Here is a 14,278-nt window from a genome sequence, read left to right as displayed (position 1 = left end):
CGTGAGACTCTTGATACTTTTGCTATCTGATCCGAGGATCAGCTCGCTTTCATCAAGCGCCCACACTTATCGGCTGTTAATTTTTAAAGAGCATTTCTGCGAGGAATCTTGAACCCCTCAGCAGCGCTGCGTTTTCAGCAGCAGAGAAACGAGATTATGAACCGTGTTTCGCAGCTCGTCAACAACTTTCTGAACGACTTCGTTGCGACTGCGGGGCTCAACTTCCGTGCCGCCGAGGCTCGCTACCACCGAACCCCAACAGCACTGCTTCCCTTCCTTCCGCGCCGCGTTTCCGTTAGCGCGAAAGAGGCGTGATTCTATGCATCCCCCGGCGATCGCGCAAGGGGTTTCGTGAAAAATATAAGGCGCCGCACGCTGCCGCGTGCGGCGCCTTATATAGAAGCAGCCGAATCGTCAGGAACGTGCGCGCACCTGACGCGCGACGATCTCCATATAGTGATCGAGATCCGGTGTCGCCTTGCCTTCCTCCTTCGCCGTATCGTCCCAGCGGCGCAGGCGCAACGCATCCTCCGCGAACGGGCGCCGCAGGAACGCCGCCGTCTCCTCTTCACTGAAGACGCCGCCCTGCAACGCCAGACTGCGCACCGAGTCCGGCGACAGGCTCTCAAAGTAGCCGGCATCCGTGCGGCACAGGCAGCGCTTCGCGTCGACATGCAGCCGGATCGGCTCCAGCACCGCGTCGGAAAACAACGGACGCAGGAATGGCAGCACGTAATACTGATGCAGATCGTCGATCCCGCGCGCGCTCGGCGTGTCGCCCTGACGGTTCAGCAGATGGCCGAGGTCATGCAGGAACGCCGCCGCGACCAGCGCTTCGTCCACCCCGGACTCCTCCGCCAGCAAGCCGCTCTGCAATGCATGCTCCAGCTGCGTGACCGGTTCGCCGCTATAGGCCACATGGCCATGCTCGCGATACAGCCCGTGGATCTCTTCCACCGTCAACGCCATCCACTCACTCCCAAGGCAGCGAAAACGTCTTCAGGTTCGTGAAGCTCTTCATCGCCTCCTGGACGCCTTCCTTGTAACCGAGCCCCGAATCCTTGATCCCGCCGAACGGCGACAGTTCGATCCGGTATCCCGGCACTTCCCACACGTTCACCGTGCCGACCTTCAGCTCGTTCACGAACCGTACGACCGCCGCCGTACTGTCCGTACAGACACCCGACGACAGCCCGAACGCCGTGCCGTTGCTGATCCGGATCGCGTCTTCGATCGTATCGAATGCGATGACGGGCGACACAGGGCCGAAGGTCTCCTCGCGCACGATCGTCATCGACGGATCGACGTTGTCGAGCACGGTCGGCGCATACAGCGCGCCGCGCCGCACGTTGCCGGTCAGCAGGCGCGCGCCCTGCGCGACCGCCTCGTTCACCCGTACCTCGAACAGCCGCGCCGCCGTCTCGTCGATCACCGTGCCCATTTCGTTCGCGGGATCGAACGGATCGCCGTATTTCCATGCGCGCGTCTTCTCGACGAGCAATTCGGTGAACGCGGGCGCGATCGAGCGCTGCACCAGCATCCGCTTGACGGCCGTACAGCGCTGGCCCGAATTCCGGTACGAGCCGAGCACCGCCAGCGATGCCGCGCGGTCGAGATCGGCATCGGCCAGGACGATCAGCGGATCGTTGCCGCCCAGCTCCAGCACGATGCGTCGATAGCCGGCCCGCGCGGCAATCGCCTTGCCGATCGCGACGCCGCCCGTGAAGGTAATCAGCGACGCATGCGGATGCGTGACGAGCTCGTCCGCGATCTCGGCCGGGTTGCCGGTCAGCACCTGCAGCATCGGTTCCGGCAGCCCGGCTTCATACAGCAAGTCGGCCAGATAGAACGCCGACAGCGGCACCTTCTCCGACGGTTTCACGATCACGCGATTGTTGGTCGCGATCGCCGGCGCGATCTTGTGCGCGACCTGGTTCATCGGATGATTGAACGGCGTGATCGCGACGATCACACCGTCGAGCGGCTGGCGCTGCGAGAACACGCGCCGCGCCTTGCCGTGGGGCGTCAGGTCGCACGAGAAACTCTGCGCGTCGTCGCGCAGCGCCTCGGCCGCCGCGAACTTCAGCACGTCGGCCACACGGCCGATCTCGTAGCGCGAATCCTGTTTCGACAGCCCCGACTCGAGCGTGATCAGGTCGGACGCTTCCTCGGTGCGCTCGCGCAGCAGCGCGGCCGCACGTTCGAGAATCTGCGAGCGCGCGTAGCGCGTAAGCGTCGGCCGGTAGGCCATCGCGTAATCGAACGCCGCGCGCACGTCGTCGACGCTGGCGAGCGGCGCGGTGCCGACGCGCGTGCCCGTGTACGGGTCCGTGACGTCGAGCGTGCGCTCGCGCATCGCGTGCGTGCCGCACCAGCGCAACGCCTCGGCACGAAACGACGGATGATCCTGCCGCGGATGAGCCATCATGTCGCGATCCGGTTCAACACGAAATCGAACACGTCGAAGTTGCGCGGGCGACGTGCGGGATCGTCCCGCTCGATACGGCGATTGAACAGCAGCGGCACTTCCTGCTCGGATACGCCGCCATGCGAACGCAACGGCACCGTGAGCCCCGACAGGTCGTGTTCGCGCTCGCGGGTACCGAGCGTCATGTCGCGGCGGCCGATCACGACGAGATCGCCGATCCGGTCGGCCGGCAGTTCGAAGCGAGCGGCGGCTTCCGCGTTGTCGAGCACGAGCTCGACGCCGTCGAGTCCGCCGACGCGCCACATCGCCTCGGCCCGGTCGACGCCCGGCGCCAGGTAGATCGTCGCGAACGAACCGAGCGCACCGTGATGCACGACGTACGGATCGGTAATCGGCAGGATCACGCGCGCAGCCTGCGTGCCGTACCAGCCGTCGAAGGCATCCTGCAGATAGATCACGTTCGGCCGGCCCGTCGCCGGATCGTGCTTCGCGTTCATCCCGTGGTCGGCCGTGAGGCCGATCGCCCAGCCAAGCGCGTCGAGCTGCGCAAGGTAACCGTCCATCATCGCGTAGAACGCGTTCGCGCCGGCACTGCCCGGCTCGCACTTGTGCTGCACGTAGTCGGTGGTCGACAGGTACATCAGGTCGACCTGCCGCGTCTGCGCGAGCCGGACGCCGGCCGCGAACACGAATTCGGACAACGCCGCGCTGTACACGTCCGGCGACGGCAGGCCGACCCAGTCGAGCACGTCGACGATGCCGTTTTCCGCGAGATTGGCCTGCGCGGCCTTCTCGGCCGAAAAGCAGATGCCGTTCAATTGCCAGCCGAGCAGTCGGCGCAGCTTGTCCTTCGCGGTGACGACGGCCACCCGCGCGCCGGCGTCGGACGCCGCCGCGAGCAGCGTGCCGGCCCGCAGGTAGGCCGGATCGTTCATCATGACTTCGGCGCCGCGCCCGCCGTCAGCGGCCGGGTCCCAGAAATAGTTGCCGCAGATGCCGTGAACCGACGGCGGCACGCCGCAGACGATCGACAGATTGTTCGGGTTGGTGAAGGTCGGCACGACGCAATCCGCACGCCACGCGGTGCCTTCCGCGATCGTCCGGCCGATGAACGGCGCGACGCCGGCTTCCACCGCGCATTCGAGATAGTCGTACTCGCAGCCGTCGACACAGATGACGACGGTCGGGTCCACCGGCAACCGGTAGCGCCGGCCGTTGACGTCGATCGAGCGTCCCGCGAGATCCGACGAACCCTTGCCGGCGGCCGGTTGCTCGCCGGGGAGCCGCAACGCGAACGCGGCGTTCATGATGCCGCCCGCTTGCCGCGCGGCACGCGTGCGGCGATCAGCAGCAGCGCCGCGAGCGACGCGCCGAGCATCAGCAGCGACAGCGCCGACGCCGGCAGGTAATAGCCGCGCTCCACCTGGCCGATCACGACGATCGGCACGGTCGCGAAGCCGGGCGGATACACCGTCAGCGTTGCGCCGAGCTCGCCGAGCGACAGCGCGAAGCCGAGCGCGAGGCTCGCGCGCAGCGCCGGCACGAGCTGCGGCAGCAGCACGCGGCGCAACACCATCGCGGGCGGCGCACCGAGGCTCGCCGCGGCTTCGCGCAGCACGGTCAGTTCCGGGCGCAGCGCGGCGGCCGCGCAGCGATAGCAGAACGGCAGAATCAGCGCGAGCTGCACCAGCACGACGATCGCCGCCGAGCTCGACAGGTCGAGCGGCTTCTGGTGATACGCGATCAGCACCGCGAGCCCGAGCACGACGCTCGGCACGCCGTTCGGCACCATCACGAGCGCGTCGACGAGCGCGCCCAAGCCGCGCCGGTCGCGCCCTTCGAGCGCGAGCGCCAGCCACAGCCCGAGGATTGTGCCGAGCGCCGATACGCCAAAGCCGATTTCGAGGCTGGTCAGCAGCGCGTCGTATTCCGGCGAGCCGAGCCGCTCGAACCAGCGCAGGCTGTAGCCGGCCGGCAGAATCGTGCCCGACCATTGCGTCGACACGCTCGACAGCGCGACGACGACGACCGGCAGCACGAACAGCCAGAAGCACGCGAATGCGGCCAGCGCGAGCGCGGCCCGCGACGCATGCTTGAGCAGCGCGTCGGTCCAGCCGAGCGGGTGACGCGGCACGGCTTGCCCGATACGGAATTCAGCGGACATCGTTCCCTCCCGTCGCACGCCGGTTCACCCGGCGATAAACCGCATACAGCGCCAGCGATAGCGACAACATCACGACCGCGCCGGCCGACGCGGTCGGCAGGTCGAGATCGACGGTCGCGCTGCTGTAGATCGCGACCGGCAGCGTGACGAGCCGCGCGCTGCCGAGCACGAGCAGGATGCCGAACTCGTTCAGCGTCAGCAGAAAGCACAGCACGGTGCCGGCGGCGATGCCCGGCCATGCGATCGGCAGCACGACGCGGCGCGCGAGCATCCAGCCGGGCGCGCCGAGGCTGCGCGCGGCTTCGATCAGCCGCAGGTCCAGCGTCGCAAACGACGCGAGCGTCGGCCGCACGACGAACGGCGTGTAGAACACGGTCTGCGCGAGAATCACGCCGCCGATGCCGAACAGGAAATCGAGCGGCGGGTTCTCGAGATGGAACAGGTGCTGCAGCGCGATGCTGATCGAGCCCTGCGAGCCGTACAGGAAGATCAGCGTGAACGCGACGAGGAACGACGGAAACGCGACGTACAGCTCCAGGAAGCGCGTGACGAGCGACGCGCCCGGGAACGGCCGGAAGAACAGCAGCGCGGCCAGCAGCACGCCGAGCACCGACGCGGTGCCGGCGCTCGCGAACAGCACGCCGAGCGTCGTCAGCAGCACGTTGCGCGTGTCGGGATTGCCGAAGAAGGTCCGGTACGCGGCGAAACTCAACCCGTGATCGCCCGTCACGCTCAGCAGCACGAGCCGCACCAGCGGATAGACGACGAGCGGGCCGAGCACGACGATCGCGAGCGCGGCCAGGTGCAGGTCGCCGATGCGCCTGCGGCGTCGCGCGGCAGCGGCGTGTGCCGCGGCCGACGCGAGCACGTGCGGCGGCAGGCCGGCTTCAGGGCTCGATAAGGACGACATCGTCTGCCTCGCAATGCAGGGACACGCGCGCACCGCGCTCGGGGGCCACGCCGCGGCCGCGTTGCATCGTGACGCGCACGGGCTCGTCGGGCGCCGCGTCGATCACGACCGCGATCGACAGATCCGCGCCCTGCCATTCGACCGACGACACGGTGCCGTGCAGGCCGCCCGCCGCGGGCGGCATCACGGTGAGGCGCTCGGGGCGCACGCACGCGACCTTGCCGCGCACCTCGTGGCGCGGATCGCCGAGCGGAAAGATCACGTGCGGCGGCAGCAGGTTCGCCGGGCCGAGATAGCGCGCGACGTAGCCGTCCCGCGGCGCGTCGTACAACTGTTGCGGCGTGCCGAGCTGCGCGATGTGGCCGTCGCGCATCAACAGCGCGCGGTCGGACAGCACGAGCGCATCGTCGCGGTCGTGCGTCACGCAGACGACGGTCAGGTTCGGCAGGCGCTCGTGCAGCGCCTTCAGTTCGCTGCGCACCGACGCGCGCAGGTTGGCGTCGAGCGCCGACAGCGGCTCGTCGAGCAGCAGCACGTCGGGCTCGATCACGAGCGCGCGGGCCAGCGCGACGCGTTGCTGCATCCCGCCCGACAGTTGCGCCGGCAGATGGTGGCCGGCATCGCCGAGCTGCACGAGCTTGAGCGCATCGGCGACGCGGCGCGTCACTTCCGACGACGCCATGCCGCGTGCGCGCAGCCCGAATGCGACGTTCTCGAACACCGACAGGTGCGGAAACAGCGCGTAATTCTGGAACAGCAGACCGAGATTGCGCTTGTGCGGCGGCGCATGGGTCAGGTCGCGTCCGGCCACGGTCAGCGTGCCGGTCAGGCCGTCGGCCTTCACGAACCCGGCGATGAAGCGCAGCAGCGTGGTCTTGCCGCAGCCGCTCTTGCCGAGCACGGTCAGAAATTCACCGGCGCCGATCGACAGCGACAGATCTTCCAGCACCGTGCGTGCGCCGTAGCGCACGCTCAGATGCTCGATCTGCACGCCGCCCGGCGCGCCGGACCGCAGCGTCGCGTGCGGTTCGGCGGCGCCGAATGCGCCGGGATGGGTCAGGGTGGTGTCCACCGGGTTCATCCTCTTGCTCGCTGATACAGGCGGCGTGCGCCGGTCACTTCGGCTTGACGACGTCGAGCTGCTTGCCCGAGCTGCCGATCACGTCCTTCTTCCAGCGCTCGATCCATTCCGGCTTCTTCGCCATCACCTGGGTCCAGTCGACCGGAATCAGCTTCACGCCCGCGATCGCCTTCTTGACCGCTTCGCCGTTCTTGCCGGCCAGCGGCACGTCGGTGCGGCCCGGGATGCCGTACATGTCCGGCACCTTCGACTGCACTTCCGTCGACATCAGGTAGTCGATCAGCTTCCTGCCGGCGTCCTGGTTCGGGCCGCTCTTGATCAGGCCGATGCCGTACGGGAGCTGAAACGTGGTCGGCTGGTCGCCGGCCTTCGCGGCCAGGAAGATCGGCTTGACGGACAGCGCGCCGTGTTCGGCGTCGTCGAGATCCATCTGCAGGTCGCCGTTCGCGACGCTGATCTCGTTACGCGACAGCAGCACGTTCAGGTAGCCCGTACCCTTCGTGTGGAACTTCACGCTCTGCGACAGCTTCGCGAGGTAGTCGAACGCCTTGTCCTCGCCCATCAGCGACGTCGTCAGGATCAGCACGGCCATCCCGTCGCCGGCCGTGGCCGGGTTCGAGTACGCGACCTTGCCGGCATAGCTGGGCGACAACAGGTCGGCAAACGTCTTCGGCTGGTTCTTCACGACGTCCGGGTTGATCGCGAACGAGAAGTAGTTGTTCACGAAGGTCGCCCACGTGCCGTCCTCGGCCTTCGCAATGGCCGGCACGTTCTTGTAGTTCACGCTCTGGTACGGCTGCAGCAGACCCATCTGGCCGGCTTGCTGGATGAACGGCGGCAACGTGACGATCACGTCGGCCTTCGGGGAATTCTTCTCGATGTTCGCGCGGTTCACCACCTCGCCGCTGCCCGCCGTCACGATATTGACCTTCACGCCTTCCTTCTTCTCGAAAGCCGGCAGCACATCGCGATAGAGGTTCTCGAGGCCGTCCGCCGTGTACAGCACGACCGCGTTCGCCGCATGCGCCGGCATCGCGGCGCCTTGCAGCAGACCGGCGGCGCAGGCGGCCAGCGCGAGCTTGCGGAACGCGCCGGCGGCGGCGCGCGAGGGTTTCTGCAGTGTCATCTCACTTCTCCGTAGGCGGAACACCAAACGGCCGGGGCACGATCCGGCTCTCCTGTTATCTCCGGGCAGGCCGCTGGACGCCCCGCCGCGCTACCGCGCTCAGGCTGGGTGTCGCGCGGCAACCGAAGGATCACAGCGTTCGATGACAAAGCCGTGACGAATGCCACAATTTCCAAAAAATGACACATTTTGCCACTATCATGCAAGTCATTCAGACATGACGTCCGCTGTTTCGTCCGCCCTTGCTGGAGATAAAAACCATGCCCGCCCCGATCCTGCTCACGCCCGGCCCGCTCACCACGTCCGCCACAACACGCCACGCAATGCAACATGACTGGGGGTCGTGGGACGCTGCTTTCAATCAGTTGACGGCCAGCGTCTGCGCGGATCTCGTCGCCATTGCGCATGGCGGAGACGAGTACGTGTGCGTGCCGATGCAGGGCAGCGGCACGTTCTCGGTCGAAGCCGCGCTCGGCACGCTGGTGCCGCGCGACGGCGTCGTGCTGGTGCCCGACAACGGCGCGTATTGCGCGCGCATCCTGAAGATTCTCGGCCGGCTCGGCATCGACGCGATCGCGTTGCCGTTCGGCGAGGACGCGGCCGTCGACGCGGCGGCCGTCGAGGCCGCGTTCGCGCGCGAGCCGCGCATCACGCACGTCGCGCTCGTGCACCTGGAAACGAGCGCCGGAATCCTGAATCCGCTCGACGCGATCGCGGCCGCATGCCGGCGGCACGGCAAGCGGCTGATCGTCGATGCAATGAGTTCGTTCGGCGCGCTGCCGATCGCGCTGGCGGACAGCGGCATCGACGCGCTGATCTCGGCCAGCGGCAAATGTCTCGAAGGGGTGCCGGGGATGGGGTTCGCGATCGTGCGGCGCGACGCGCTCGACGCGAGCGAAGGCAACTCGCCGTCGCTCGCGCTCGATCTCCACGATCAGTACGCGTATCTGCGCAAGACGGGGCAATGGCGCTTCACGCCGCCGACGCACGTGATTGCCGCGCTGCGCGCCGCGCTCGACCAGTACCTCGCCGAAGGCGGCCAGCCGGCGCGGGGCGCGCGCTATGCGGACAACTGTCGGACGCTGGTCGAATCGATGCGCGCGCTCGGCTTCGTGCCGTTCCTCGACGCGAGCGTGCAGGCGCCGGTGATCGTCACGTTTCACGCGCCCGACCATCCGGCCTACGATTTCCGCCGCTTCTACGACGCGGTGCGCGGCGCGGGCTTCATCCTGTATCCGGGCAAGCTCACGCGGCTCGAGACGTTCCGCGTCGGCTGCATCGGCGCGATCGATGCGGGCGATATCCGGCGTGCGGTCGCCGCGATCGGGGCCGCGGTCGAGTCGCTCGGCATCGCGATGCAGCCCGCATGAAGCGGGGGGCATGCCGGCCCGCCCGCCTGCGCCCGCAAACAAAAAAGCCCGGCGGCCGATTGGCCGCCGGGCGAACGCACCGAATGTGCGGGGAACCAGTGCTTACAGCTCGATCCGCTTGATGTCGCCGACGACGAAGATATACGACAGCGCGCCGACCAGCGCGATCACGCCGATGAACACGAGCGCGCCGACGAACGAGCCGGTCGACGCGACGATGAAGCCGACGACGAGCGGCGTGATGATGCCGGCGAGGTTCGCCGCGAAGTTGAAGATGCCGCCCGTCACGCCGAGCAGGCCGTCCGGCGCGATGTCCGACACGAGCGTCCAGCCGAGTGCGGCCATGCCCTGCGCGAAGAATGCGACCGACATGATCGCGATCACCGCTTCGTTGCTCTGCACGTAGTTCGCGAGAATGATCGTCGACGCGAGCAGCAGGCCCGCGATGATCGGCAGCTTGCGTGCGAGGTTCGCGGACTTGCCGCGGCGCAGCAGCCAGTCGGAGAAGATCCCTCCGAACATCACGCCGACCGACGCGGCGATGAACGGCATCACCGCGAAGAAACCGATCTTCAGCCAGCCCATGTGGCGTTCGGTTGCCAGATAGGTCGGGAACCAGGTCAGGAAGAACACGAGCGTCGAGTTGCCGGCGAACTGGCCGAGGCAGATGCCGGCGAGCTGGCGCTTCTTCACCAGCTGGCCGACCATCGACCAGCTGAACTGGGCCTGCGCCGGCTTGTCGCCCTTGTCGCCGCTCTTGCGCGCACCGTGAACGAGACCGCCGCCCGCTTCGATGTACGCGAGTTCCTCGGCGTTCGCGCCCGGATGGTTGCGCGGCTCGTGGTAGAACTTCCACCAGATCAGGCCGAACGCAATGCCGACCGCGCCCACGACCCAGAACAGCGAGCGCCACCCGAACGCGCCCATCAGCGCGAACAGCACCGGGCTGAAGAACGCGAGGCCGATGTATTCGCCGACGGTATAGGTACCCGTCGCCATCGCGCGTTCGTTCTGCGGGAACCACGTCGCGACGACGCGGCTGTTGGTCGGGAAGCACGGCGCTTCCGTCACACCGAGACCGAGCCGGCACGCGAGCAGCGTCGCGACACCCGGCACGAAGCCTTGGAGGAACGTGCACAGCGACCACAGCGTCATCGACCAGTAATAGGTGACCTTGCTGCCGAAGCGGTCGAGGAACAGGCCGCCGGGCACCTGCATCGCCACGTACGTCCACGAAAACGCGGAGAACATGATGCCCATCACGGCCGCATTGATGCCGAGCTCCTTGGTGAGCTGCGGCGCAGCCACGCCCAGCACGGTGCGGTCGAGATAGTTGATCATCGTGCCGATCGCGAGCAGCGCGAGGATCTTGTAGCGCGCCGACGTGCGCCGGACCGTGCCGGCCGCCTGCGCCGGCGCGGCGCTCGTGTGGGTGGTGTGCTGCATGGTCGTCTCCTGGTCTCTTTGTCTGTAAGGGGGTCAGCGCGCGACGAGCGACTGAAAGTGACTGAACATCCGCTCGGCGTCGGGCGTGCGTCCGGTGAAGAGCTCGAACGCGTCGACGGCCTGGTACACGGCCATCCCGCCGCCCGGCAGCGTGGCGCAGCCGGCCGCGCGCGCGGCGTGGATCAGTTCGGTTTCGAGCGGGAAATACACGATGTCGGCCACCCACATGCCCGCGTGGAGCAGGTCGGCCGGCAGCGGCAGGCCCGGATGCTTGACCATGCCGGTCGGCGTGCAGTGGATCAGGCCGGTCGCGGCGCGCATCGCGGCCGCGAGATCGCTGCCCGGCGTGACTCGGGCGGCGGGAAAGCGTTGCTGCAATTCGCCCGCCAGCGCGGTGGCACGCGTGCCGTCGACATCGAAAATCGTCAGTTCGGCCGCGCCCATCTGCAGCGCCGCGTGCGCGACGGCCGCGCCCGCGCCGCCCGCGCCGAGCTGGACGACGCGTTCGAGCGACGCGCCGGGCAGCCCGCGGCTGAACGATTTCGCGAAACCCGACCAGTCGGTGTTGTGACCGATCCGCTTGCCGTCCTTGAACAGCACGGTGTTCACCGCGCCGAGCGCGCGCGCGTCGTCCGACAGCGCGTCGAGGTGCTCGATCACGCGCTGCTTGCACGGGTGCGTGATGTTCAGCCCGTTGTAGCCCATCCGCTGCGCGGCGTCGAGCAGTTGCGGCAGCGCGTCGGCGGTCACGCCGAGCACATCGAGATCGATGCGCCGGTACACGTAGCCGAAGCCCTGGCGGAACCCTTCTTCCTCGTGCATCGCGGGCGACAGCGAACCGCCGATGCCCTGGCCGATCAGGCCGATCAGAAACGACGGGCGGCTCATCGTGCGGCTCCCTGCGCGAACAGCGTCGCCAGGCGCTGCAGCGCGAACACGTAGCCTTCGGTGCCGCAGCCGCAGATCACGGCTTCGGCGATCGCCGAGATATACGAATGGTGGCGAAACGCCTCGCGGCGATGGACGTTCGAGATGTGCACTTCAATCACCGGCTTCGCGATCGCGGAAAGCGCGTCGGCCAGCGCCACCGACGTATGCGTATAGGCGGCCGGATTGATCACGATGCCGTGCGTGTCGTGACGCGCGGCATGCAGCCAGTCGATCAGCTGATGCTCGGCGTTCGACTGGCGGAACTCGATTTCCAGCCCGAGCCCTTCCGCCGCCGTGCGGCAGCGCTGCTCGAGATCGGCGAGCGTTTCCGCGCCGTAGATATGGGGCTCGCGCGTGCCCAGCAGATTGAGGTTCGGGCCGTTCAGCACCAGCACCTTGTGCTTGCTCATCGTGTTTCTGCTCCTGAAACAGGGGCGGACCACGATCGGCGCCGCCCCGAAGACATCGGAATTTGGCGCTAGTGTGCGCCCGCGCAAGCGGGCTGTCTTTTCGGGTTTTCGCTAATTTGTACCACCTAGTTAGTTTGTACAATACCGATGACTAGCCTAGTAAATTCGGGATATGGCGCGCGCGTCGAACTCAACGACTGGTTCATTCAGGGTCGGTTCGGCGGGCGTCGTGTCCCGCTCATCCGCAGGAATCGCCCATGCAGCGCTCGATCGCCACCGTCTCCCTGTCCGGCACGCTCGCCGAGAAGCTCGCCGCCGTCCAGGCCGCGGGCTTCGACGGCGTCGAAATCTTCGAAAACGACCTCGTCTACTTCGACGGATCGCCGGCCGACGTCAGGCGCATGGCCGCCGATCTCGGCCTCGACATCGTGCTGTTCCAGCCGTTTCGCGACTTCGAGGGCGTGAGCCCGGCTCAGCTCGCGCGCAACCTCGACCGCATCAAGCGCAAGTTCGACGTGATGCATGCGCTCGGCACCGACCGCATCCTCGTCTGCAGCAGCGTGGCGGCCGATACGATCGCCGACGACGGGCTGCTCGTCGACCAGCTCGGCGTGCTCGCCGAAGCCGCCCGGCAGGCTGGCGTGGTCGCCGCATACGAAGCGCTCGCGTGGGGCCGCGTCGTGAAGCGGTACGGCCACGCGTGGAAGCTCGTGAACGCGGTGAACAGCCCGCACCTCGGCCTCGCGCTCGACAGCTTCCACACGCTGTCGCTCGACGATTCGCCGGACGGGATCGCCGACATCCCCGGCGACCGGATCGCGTTCGTGCAGATCGCCGACGCGCCGAAGCTCGTGATGGACGTGCTCGAATGGAGCCGCCACTACCGCTCGTTCCCGGGCCAGGGCGACTTCGACCTGGCGCGCTTCACCGCGCGCGTGATCGAGTCGGGCTATACGGGCCCGCTGTCGCTCGAGATCTTCAACGACGGCTTCCGCGCGGCGCCGACCGCGCTCACGGCCGCCGACGGCCATCGCTCGCTGCTCTATCTGGAAGACCTGACGCGCGCGCGGCTCGCGCAGGAGGGCCGCGCGCCGGCCGCCAGCCAGCCGCTGTTCGCCCCGCCCGCGCCGCCCGCGCACGTCGGGTTCCAGTTCATCGAATTCGCGGTCGACGCACAGGCGGCGGCAACCGTCGGCGAATGGCTCGGCCGGATGCGCTTCCGGCTCGCCGGCCGGCATCGCTCGAAGGACGTGACGCTGTTCCAGCACGGCGCCGCGTCGATCGTGCTCAACGCCGAGCGCGACTCGTTCGCCGATGCGTTCTTCCAGCAGCACGGGCTGTCGCTGTGCGCGTCCGCGTTCCGGGTCGACGACGCGAACGTGGCGTTCGAACGCGCGGCCGGCTTCGGCTACGCGCCGTTCTCCGGCCGCGTCGGGCCGAACGAGCGCGTGCTGCCGAGCGTGAAGGCGCCGGACGGCAGCCTCGAATATTTCGTCGACGAAGCGCCGGATACGCCCACGCTATATGAATCGGACTTCGTGCTGACCGACATCGACGGCCCGACCGAGGTCGGCCCGCTGACGGGCATCGATCACGTGTGCCTCGCGCTGCCGGCCGACGCGCTCGACACCTGGATCCTGTTCTTCAAGACGGCGTTCGGCTTCGAGGCCGAGCGCAGCTGGCTCGTGCCCGACCCGTACGGGCTGATGCGCAGCCGCGCGGTGCGCAGCGCCGACGGCTCGGTGCGGATCGCGCTGAACGCGTCGGTCGACCGTCACACGGCCGTCGCCGAATCGCTCGACCGCTATCACGGCACCGGGCTGAACCACGTCGCGTTCCGCACCGACGACATCGTGAAGACGGTTGCCGCGTTCGCAGCCGACGGCGTGCCGTTCCTGCGCATTCCGGCCAATTATTACGACGATCTCGCCGCGCGCTACGCGCTGCCGGACGAGCTGATCGATACGCTGAGCGCGCATCACCTGCTGTACGACCGCGACGAGCACGGCGGCGAATTCCTGCATGCGTATACGGAACTGGTCGACAACCGCTTCTCGCTCGAGATCGTCGAACGGCGCGGCGGGTACGACGGCTACGGCGCGGCGAATGCGGCCGTGCGGCTCGCCGCGCAGGCGCAGCGGCGAAAATAAGGATAGGAGGCGGAGTTTGGGGCCGGACCGTGCTCGCGATTCGGCGATCGACGGGACGAGTCCCTCCCGCCCGCGCCATCGGGGTATATCGCCCCGCCGAGTACCGGCCCGCGCGGCCCGTCACGGTCGTGTCGGAAGCCGCGCTTCGTCTGACGTTACATGCCGTAACCCATACCGCAGTGCAGCATTGCGTCGCCCGCCCCCGTTTTAAGAATCGCTTAAGTCTTCGACGGCACCATCCGCAACCAGTACCCGATGGTTAT

At 67.6% G+C, this 14,278-nt stretch carries 13 protein-coding genes; 3 read left to right on the top strand and 10 right to left on the bottom strand.

Features of this window, described 5'->3' with window-relative positions; all coding sequences use genetic code 11:
• The first annotated feature begins 108 nt into the window (after window positions 1-108).
• The gene (locus AP428_RS37300) at window positions 109-315 is read left to right on the top strand and encodes a hypothetical protein (RefSeq protein WP_166488161.1); all 207 of its coding nucleotides are present in this window, start codon (window positions 109-111) and stop codon (window positions 313-315) included.
• A gap of 99 nt (window positions 316-414) precedes the next feature.
• Here AP428_RS37300 and AP428_RS29115 read toward each other — a convergent pair whose 3' ends face one another.
• Genes AP428_RS29115 through phnS form a run of 7 tightly spaced genes read right to left on the bottom strand, consistent with a single transcriptional unit; the run spans window position 415 to window position 7,709 of the window.
• Entirely contained in the window at window positions 415-969 is a 555-nt protein-coding gene (locus tag AP428_RS29115; RefSeq protein ID WP_011546903.1) for a phosphonate degradation HD-domain oxygenase, read from the bottom strand.
• Window positions 970-973: 4 nt separating this feature from the next.
• Entirely contained in the window at window positions 974-2,428 is a 1,455-nt protein-coding gene (gene phnY, locus AP428_RS29110; RefSeq protein ID WP_011694860.1) for a phosphonoacetaldehyde dehydrogenase, read from the bottom strand.
• Window positions 2,425-3,735 (bottom strand): phosphonoacetate hydrolase, encoded by a 1,311-nt coding sequence (gene phnA / locus AP428_RS29105; protein ID WP_011546901.1) that lies wholly within the window; start codon window positions 3,733-3,735, stop codon window positions 2,425-2,427. The genes phnY and phnA overlap by 4 nt, the downstream gene beginning before the upstream one ends.
• Complete coding sequence (gene phnV, locus AP428_RS29100) at window positions 3,732-4,592, bottom strand: 2-aminoethylphosphonate ABC transport system, membrane component PhnV (RefSeq protein WP_011546900.1); 861 nt, start codon at window positions 4,590-4,592, stop codon at window positions 3,732-3,734. Before phnV ends, phnA begins: the two co-directional genes overlap by 4 nt.
• The gene (phnU, locus tag AP428_RS29095) at window positions 4,582-5,502 is read right to left on the bottom strand and encodes a 2-aminoethylphosphonate ABC transporter permease subunit (RefSeq protein WP_011694861.1); all 921 of its coding nucleotides are present in this window, start codon (window positions 5,500-5,502) and stop codon (window positions 4,582-4,584) included. Before phnU ends, phnV begins: the two co-directional genes overlap by 11 nt.
• On the bottom strand, window positions 5,480-6,583 hold the full coding sequence (gene phnT / locus AP428_RS29090) for a 2-aminoethylphosphonate ABC transport system ATP-binding subunit PhnT (protein WP_011546898.1): 1,104 nt from the start codon (window positions 6,581-6,583) through the stop codon (window positions 5,480-5,482). Before phnT ends, phnU begins: the two co-directional genes overlap by 23 nt.
• A gap of 34 nt (window positions 6,584-6,617) precedes the next feature.
• Complete coding sequence (phnS, locus tag AP428_RS29085; RefSeq protein WP_011546897.1) at window positions 6,618-7,709, bottom strand: 2-aminoethylphosphonate ABC transporter substrate-binding protein; 1,092 nt, start codon at window positions 7,707-7,709, stop codon at window positions 6,618-6,620.
• Between the two features lie 260 nt (window positions 7,710-7,969).
• On the opposite strand from phnS, the gene AP428_RS29080 reads away from it, so the two are divergent.
• Window positions 7,970-9,079 carry a 2-aminoethylphosphonate--pyruvate transaminase gene (locus AP428_RS29080; RefSeq protein ID WP_011546896.1) on the top strand — a complete coding sequence of 370 codons (1,110 nt, stop codon included), beginning with the start codon at window positions 7,970-7,972 and terminating at the stop codon, window positions 9,077-9,079.
• A 102-nt stretch (window positions 9,080-9,181) separates the two neighbouring features.
• On the opposite strand, the gene AP428_RS29075 is transcribed toward AP428_RS29080, so the two are convergent.
• From AP428_RS29075 to aroQ, 3 genes are read right to left on the bottom strand one after another with little or no spacing between them, the layout of a single operon-like run.
• Entirely contained in the window at window positions 9,182-10,525 is a 1,344-nt protein-coding gene (locus AP428_RS29075) for an MFS transporter (protein ID WP_011546895.1), read from the bottom strand.
• A 33-nt stretch (window positions 10,526-10,558) separates the two neighbouring features.
• Window positions 10,559-11,413, bottom strand: a complete 855-nt coding sequence (locus AP428_RS29070; protein WP_011546894.1) for a shikimate dehydrogenase — start codon at window positions 11,411-11,413, stop codon at window positions 10,559-10,561.
• Window positions 11,410-11,865, bottom strand: coding sequence for a type II 3-dehydroquinate dehydratase (gene aroQ / locus AP428_RS29065; RefSeq protein ID WP_006489476.1), 456 nt, complete (start codon window positions 11,863-11,865; stop codon window positions 11,410-11,412). The genes AP428_RS29070 and aroQ overlap by 4 nt, the downstream gene beginning before the upstream one ends.
• 257 nt (window positions 11,866-12,122) lie before the next feature.
• Between aroQ and AP428_RS29060 the strand changes: the two genes are divergently transcribed.
• Window positions 12,123-14,015, top strand: coding sequence for a bifunctional sugar phosphate isomerase/epimerase/4-hydroxyphenylpyruvate dioxygenase family protein (locus AP428_RS29060; protein WP_011546893.1), 1,893 nt, complete (start codon window positions 12,123-12,125; stop codon window positions 14,013-14,015).
• Window positions 14,016-14,278 lie beyond the last annotated feature (263 nt).

This window comes from Burkholderia sp. E168m22 (assembly GCF_001319805.1).
Lineage (GTDB): Bacteria > Pseudomonadota > Gammaproteobacteria > Burkholderiales > Burkholderiaceae > Burkholderia > Burkholderia orbicola.
The sequence above is the reverse complement of the archived record's forward strand: the minus strand, read 5'-3'. Positions and strand labels throughout refer to the sequence as shown.

Bases quoted from the DNA above. Each gene is read 5' to 3' on its own strand.
- AP428_RS29115 (WP_011546903.1), bottom strand. From the start codon at position 969: ATGGCGTTGACGGTGGAAGAGATCCACGGGCTGTATCGCGAGCATGGC.
- phnY (WP_011694860.1), bottom strand. From the start codon at position 2,428: ATGATGGCTCATCCGCGGCAGGATCATCCGTCGTTTCGTGCCGAGGCG.
- phnA (WP_011546901.1), bottom strand. From the start codon at position 3,735: ATGAACGCCGCGTTCGCGTTGCGGCTCCCCGGCGAGCAACCGGCCGCC.
- phnV (WP_011546900.1), bottom strand. From the start codon at position 4,592: ATGTCCGCTGAATTCCGTATCGGGCAAGCCGTGCCGCGTCACCCGCTC.
- phnU (WP_011694861.1), bottom strand. From the start codon at position 5,502: ATGTCGTCCTTATCGAGCCCTGAAGCCGGCCTGCCGCCGCACGTGCTC.
- phnT (WP_011546898.1), bottom strand. From the start codon at position 6,583: ATGAACCCGGTGGACACCACCCTGACCCATCCCGGCGCATTCGGCGCC.
- phnS (WP_011546897.1), bottom strand. From the start codon at position 7,709: ATGACACTGCAGAAACCCTCGCGCGCCGCCGCCGGCGCGTTCCGCAAG.
- AP428_RS29080 (WP_011546896.1), top strand. From the start codon at position 7,970: ATGCCCGCCCCGATCCTGCTCACGCCCGGCCCGCTCACCACGTCCGCC.
- AP428_RS29075 (WP_011546895.1), bottom strand. From the start codon at position 10,525: ATGCAGCACACCACCCACACGAGCGCCGCGCCGGCGCAGGCGGCCGGC.
- AP428_RS29070 (WP_011546894.1), bottom strand. From the start codon at position 11,413: ATGAGCCGCCCGTCGTTTCTGATCGGCCTGATCGGCCAGGGCATCGGC.
- aroQ (WP_006489476.1), bottom strand. From the start codon at position 11,865: ATGAGCAAGCACAAGGTGCTGGTGCTGAACGGCCCGAACCTCAATCTG.
- AP428_RS29060 (WP_011546893.1), top strand. From the start codon at position 12,123: ATGCAGCGCTCGATCGCCACCGTCTCCCTGTCCGGCACGCTCGCCGAG.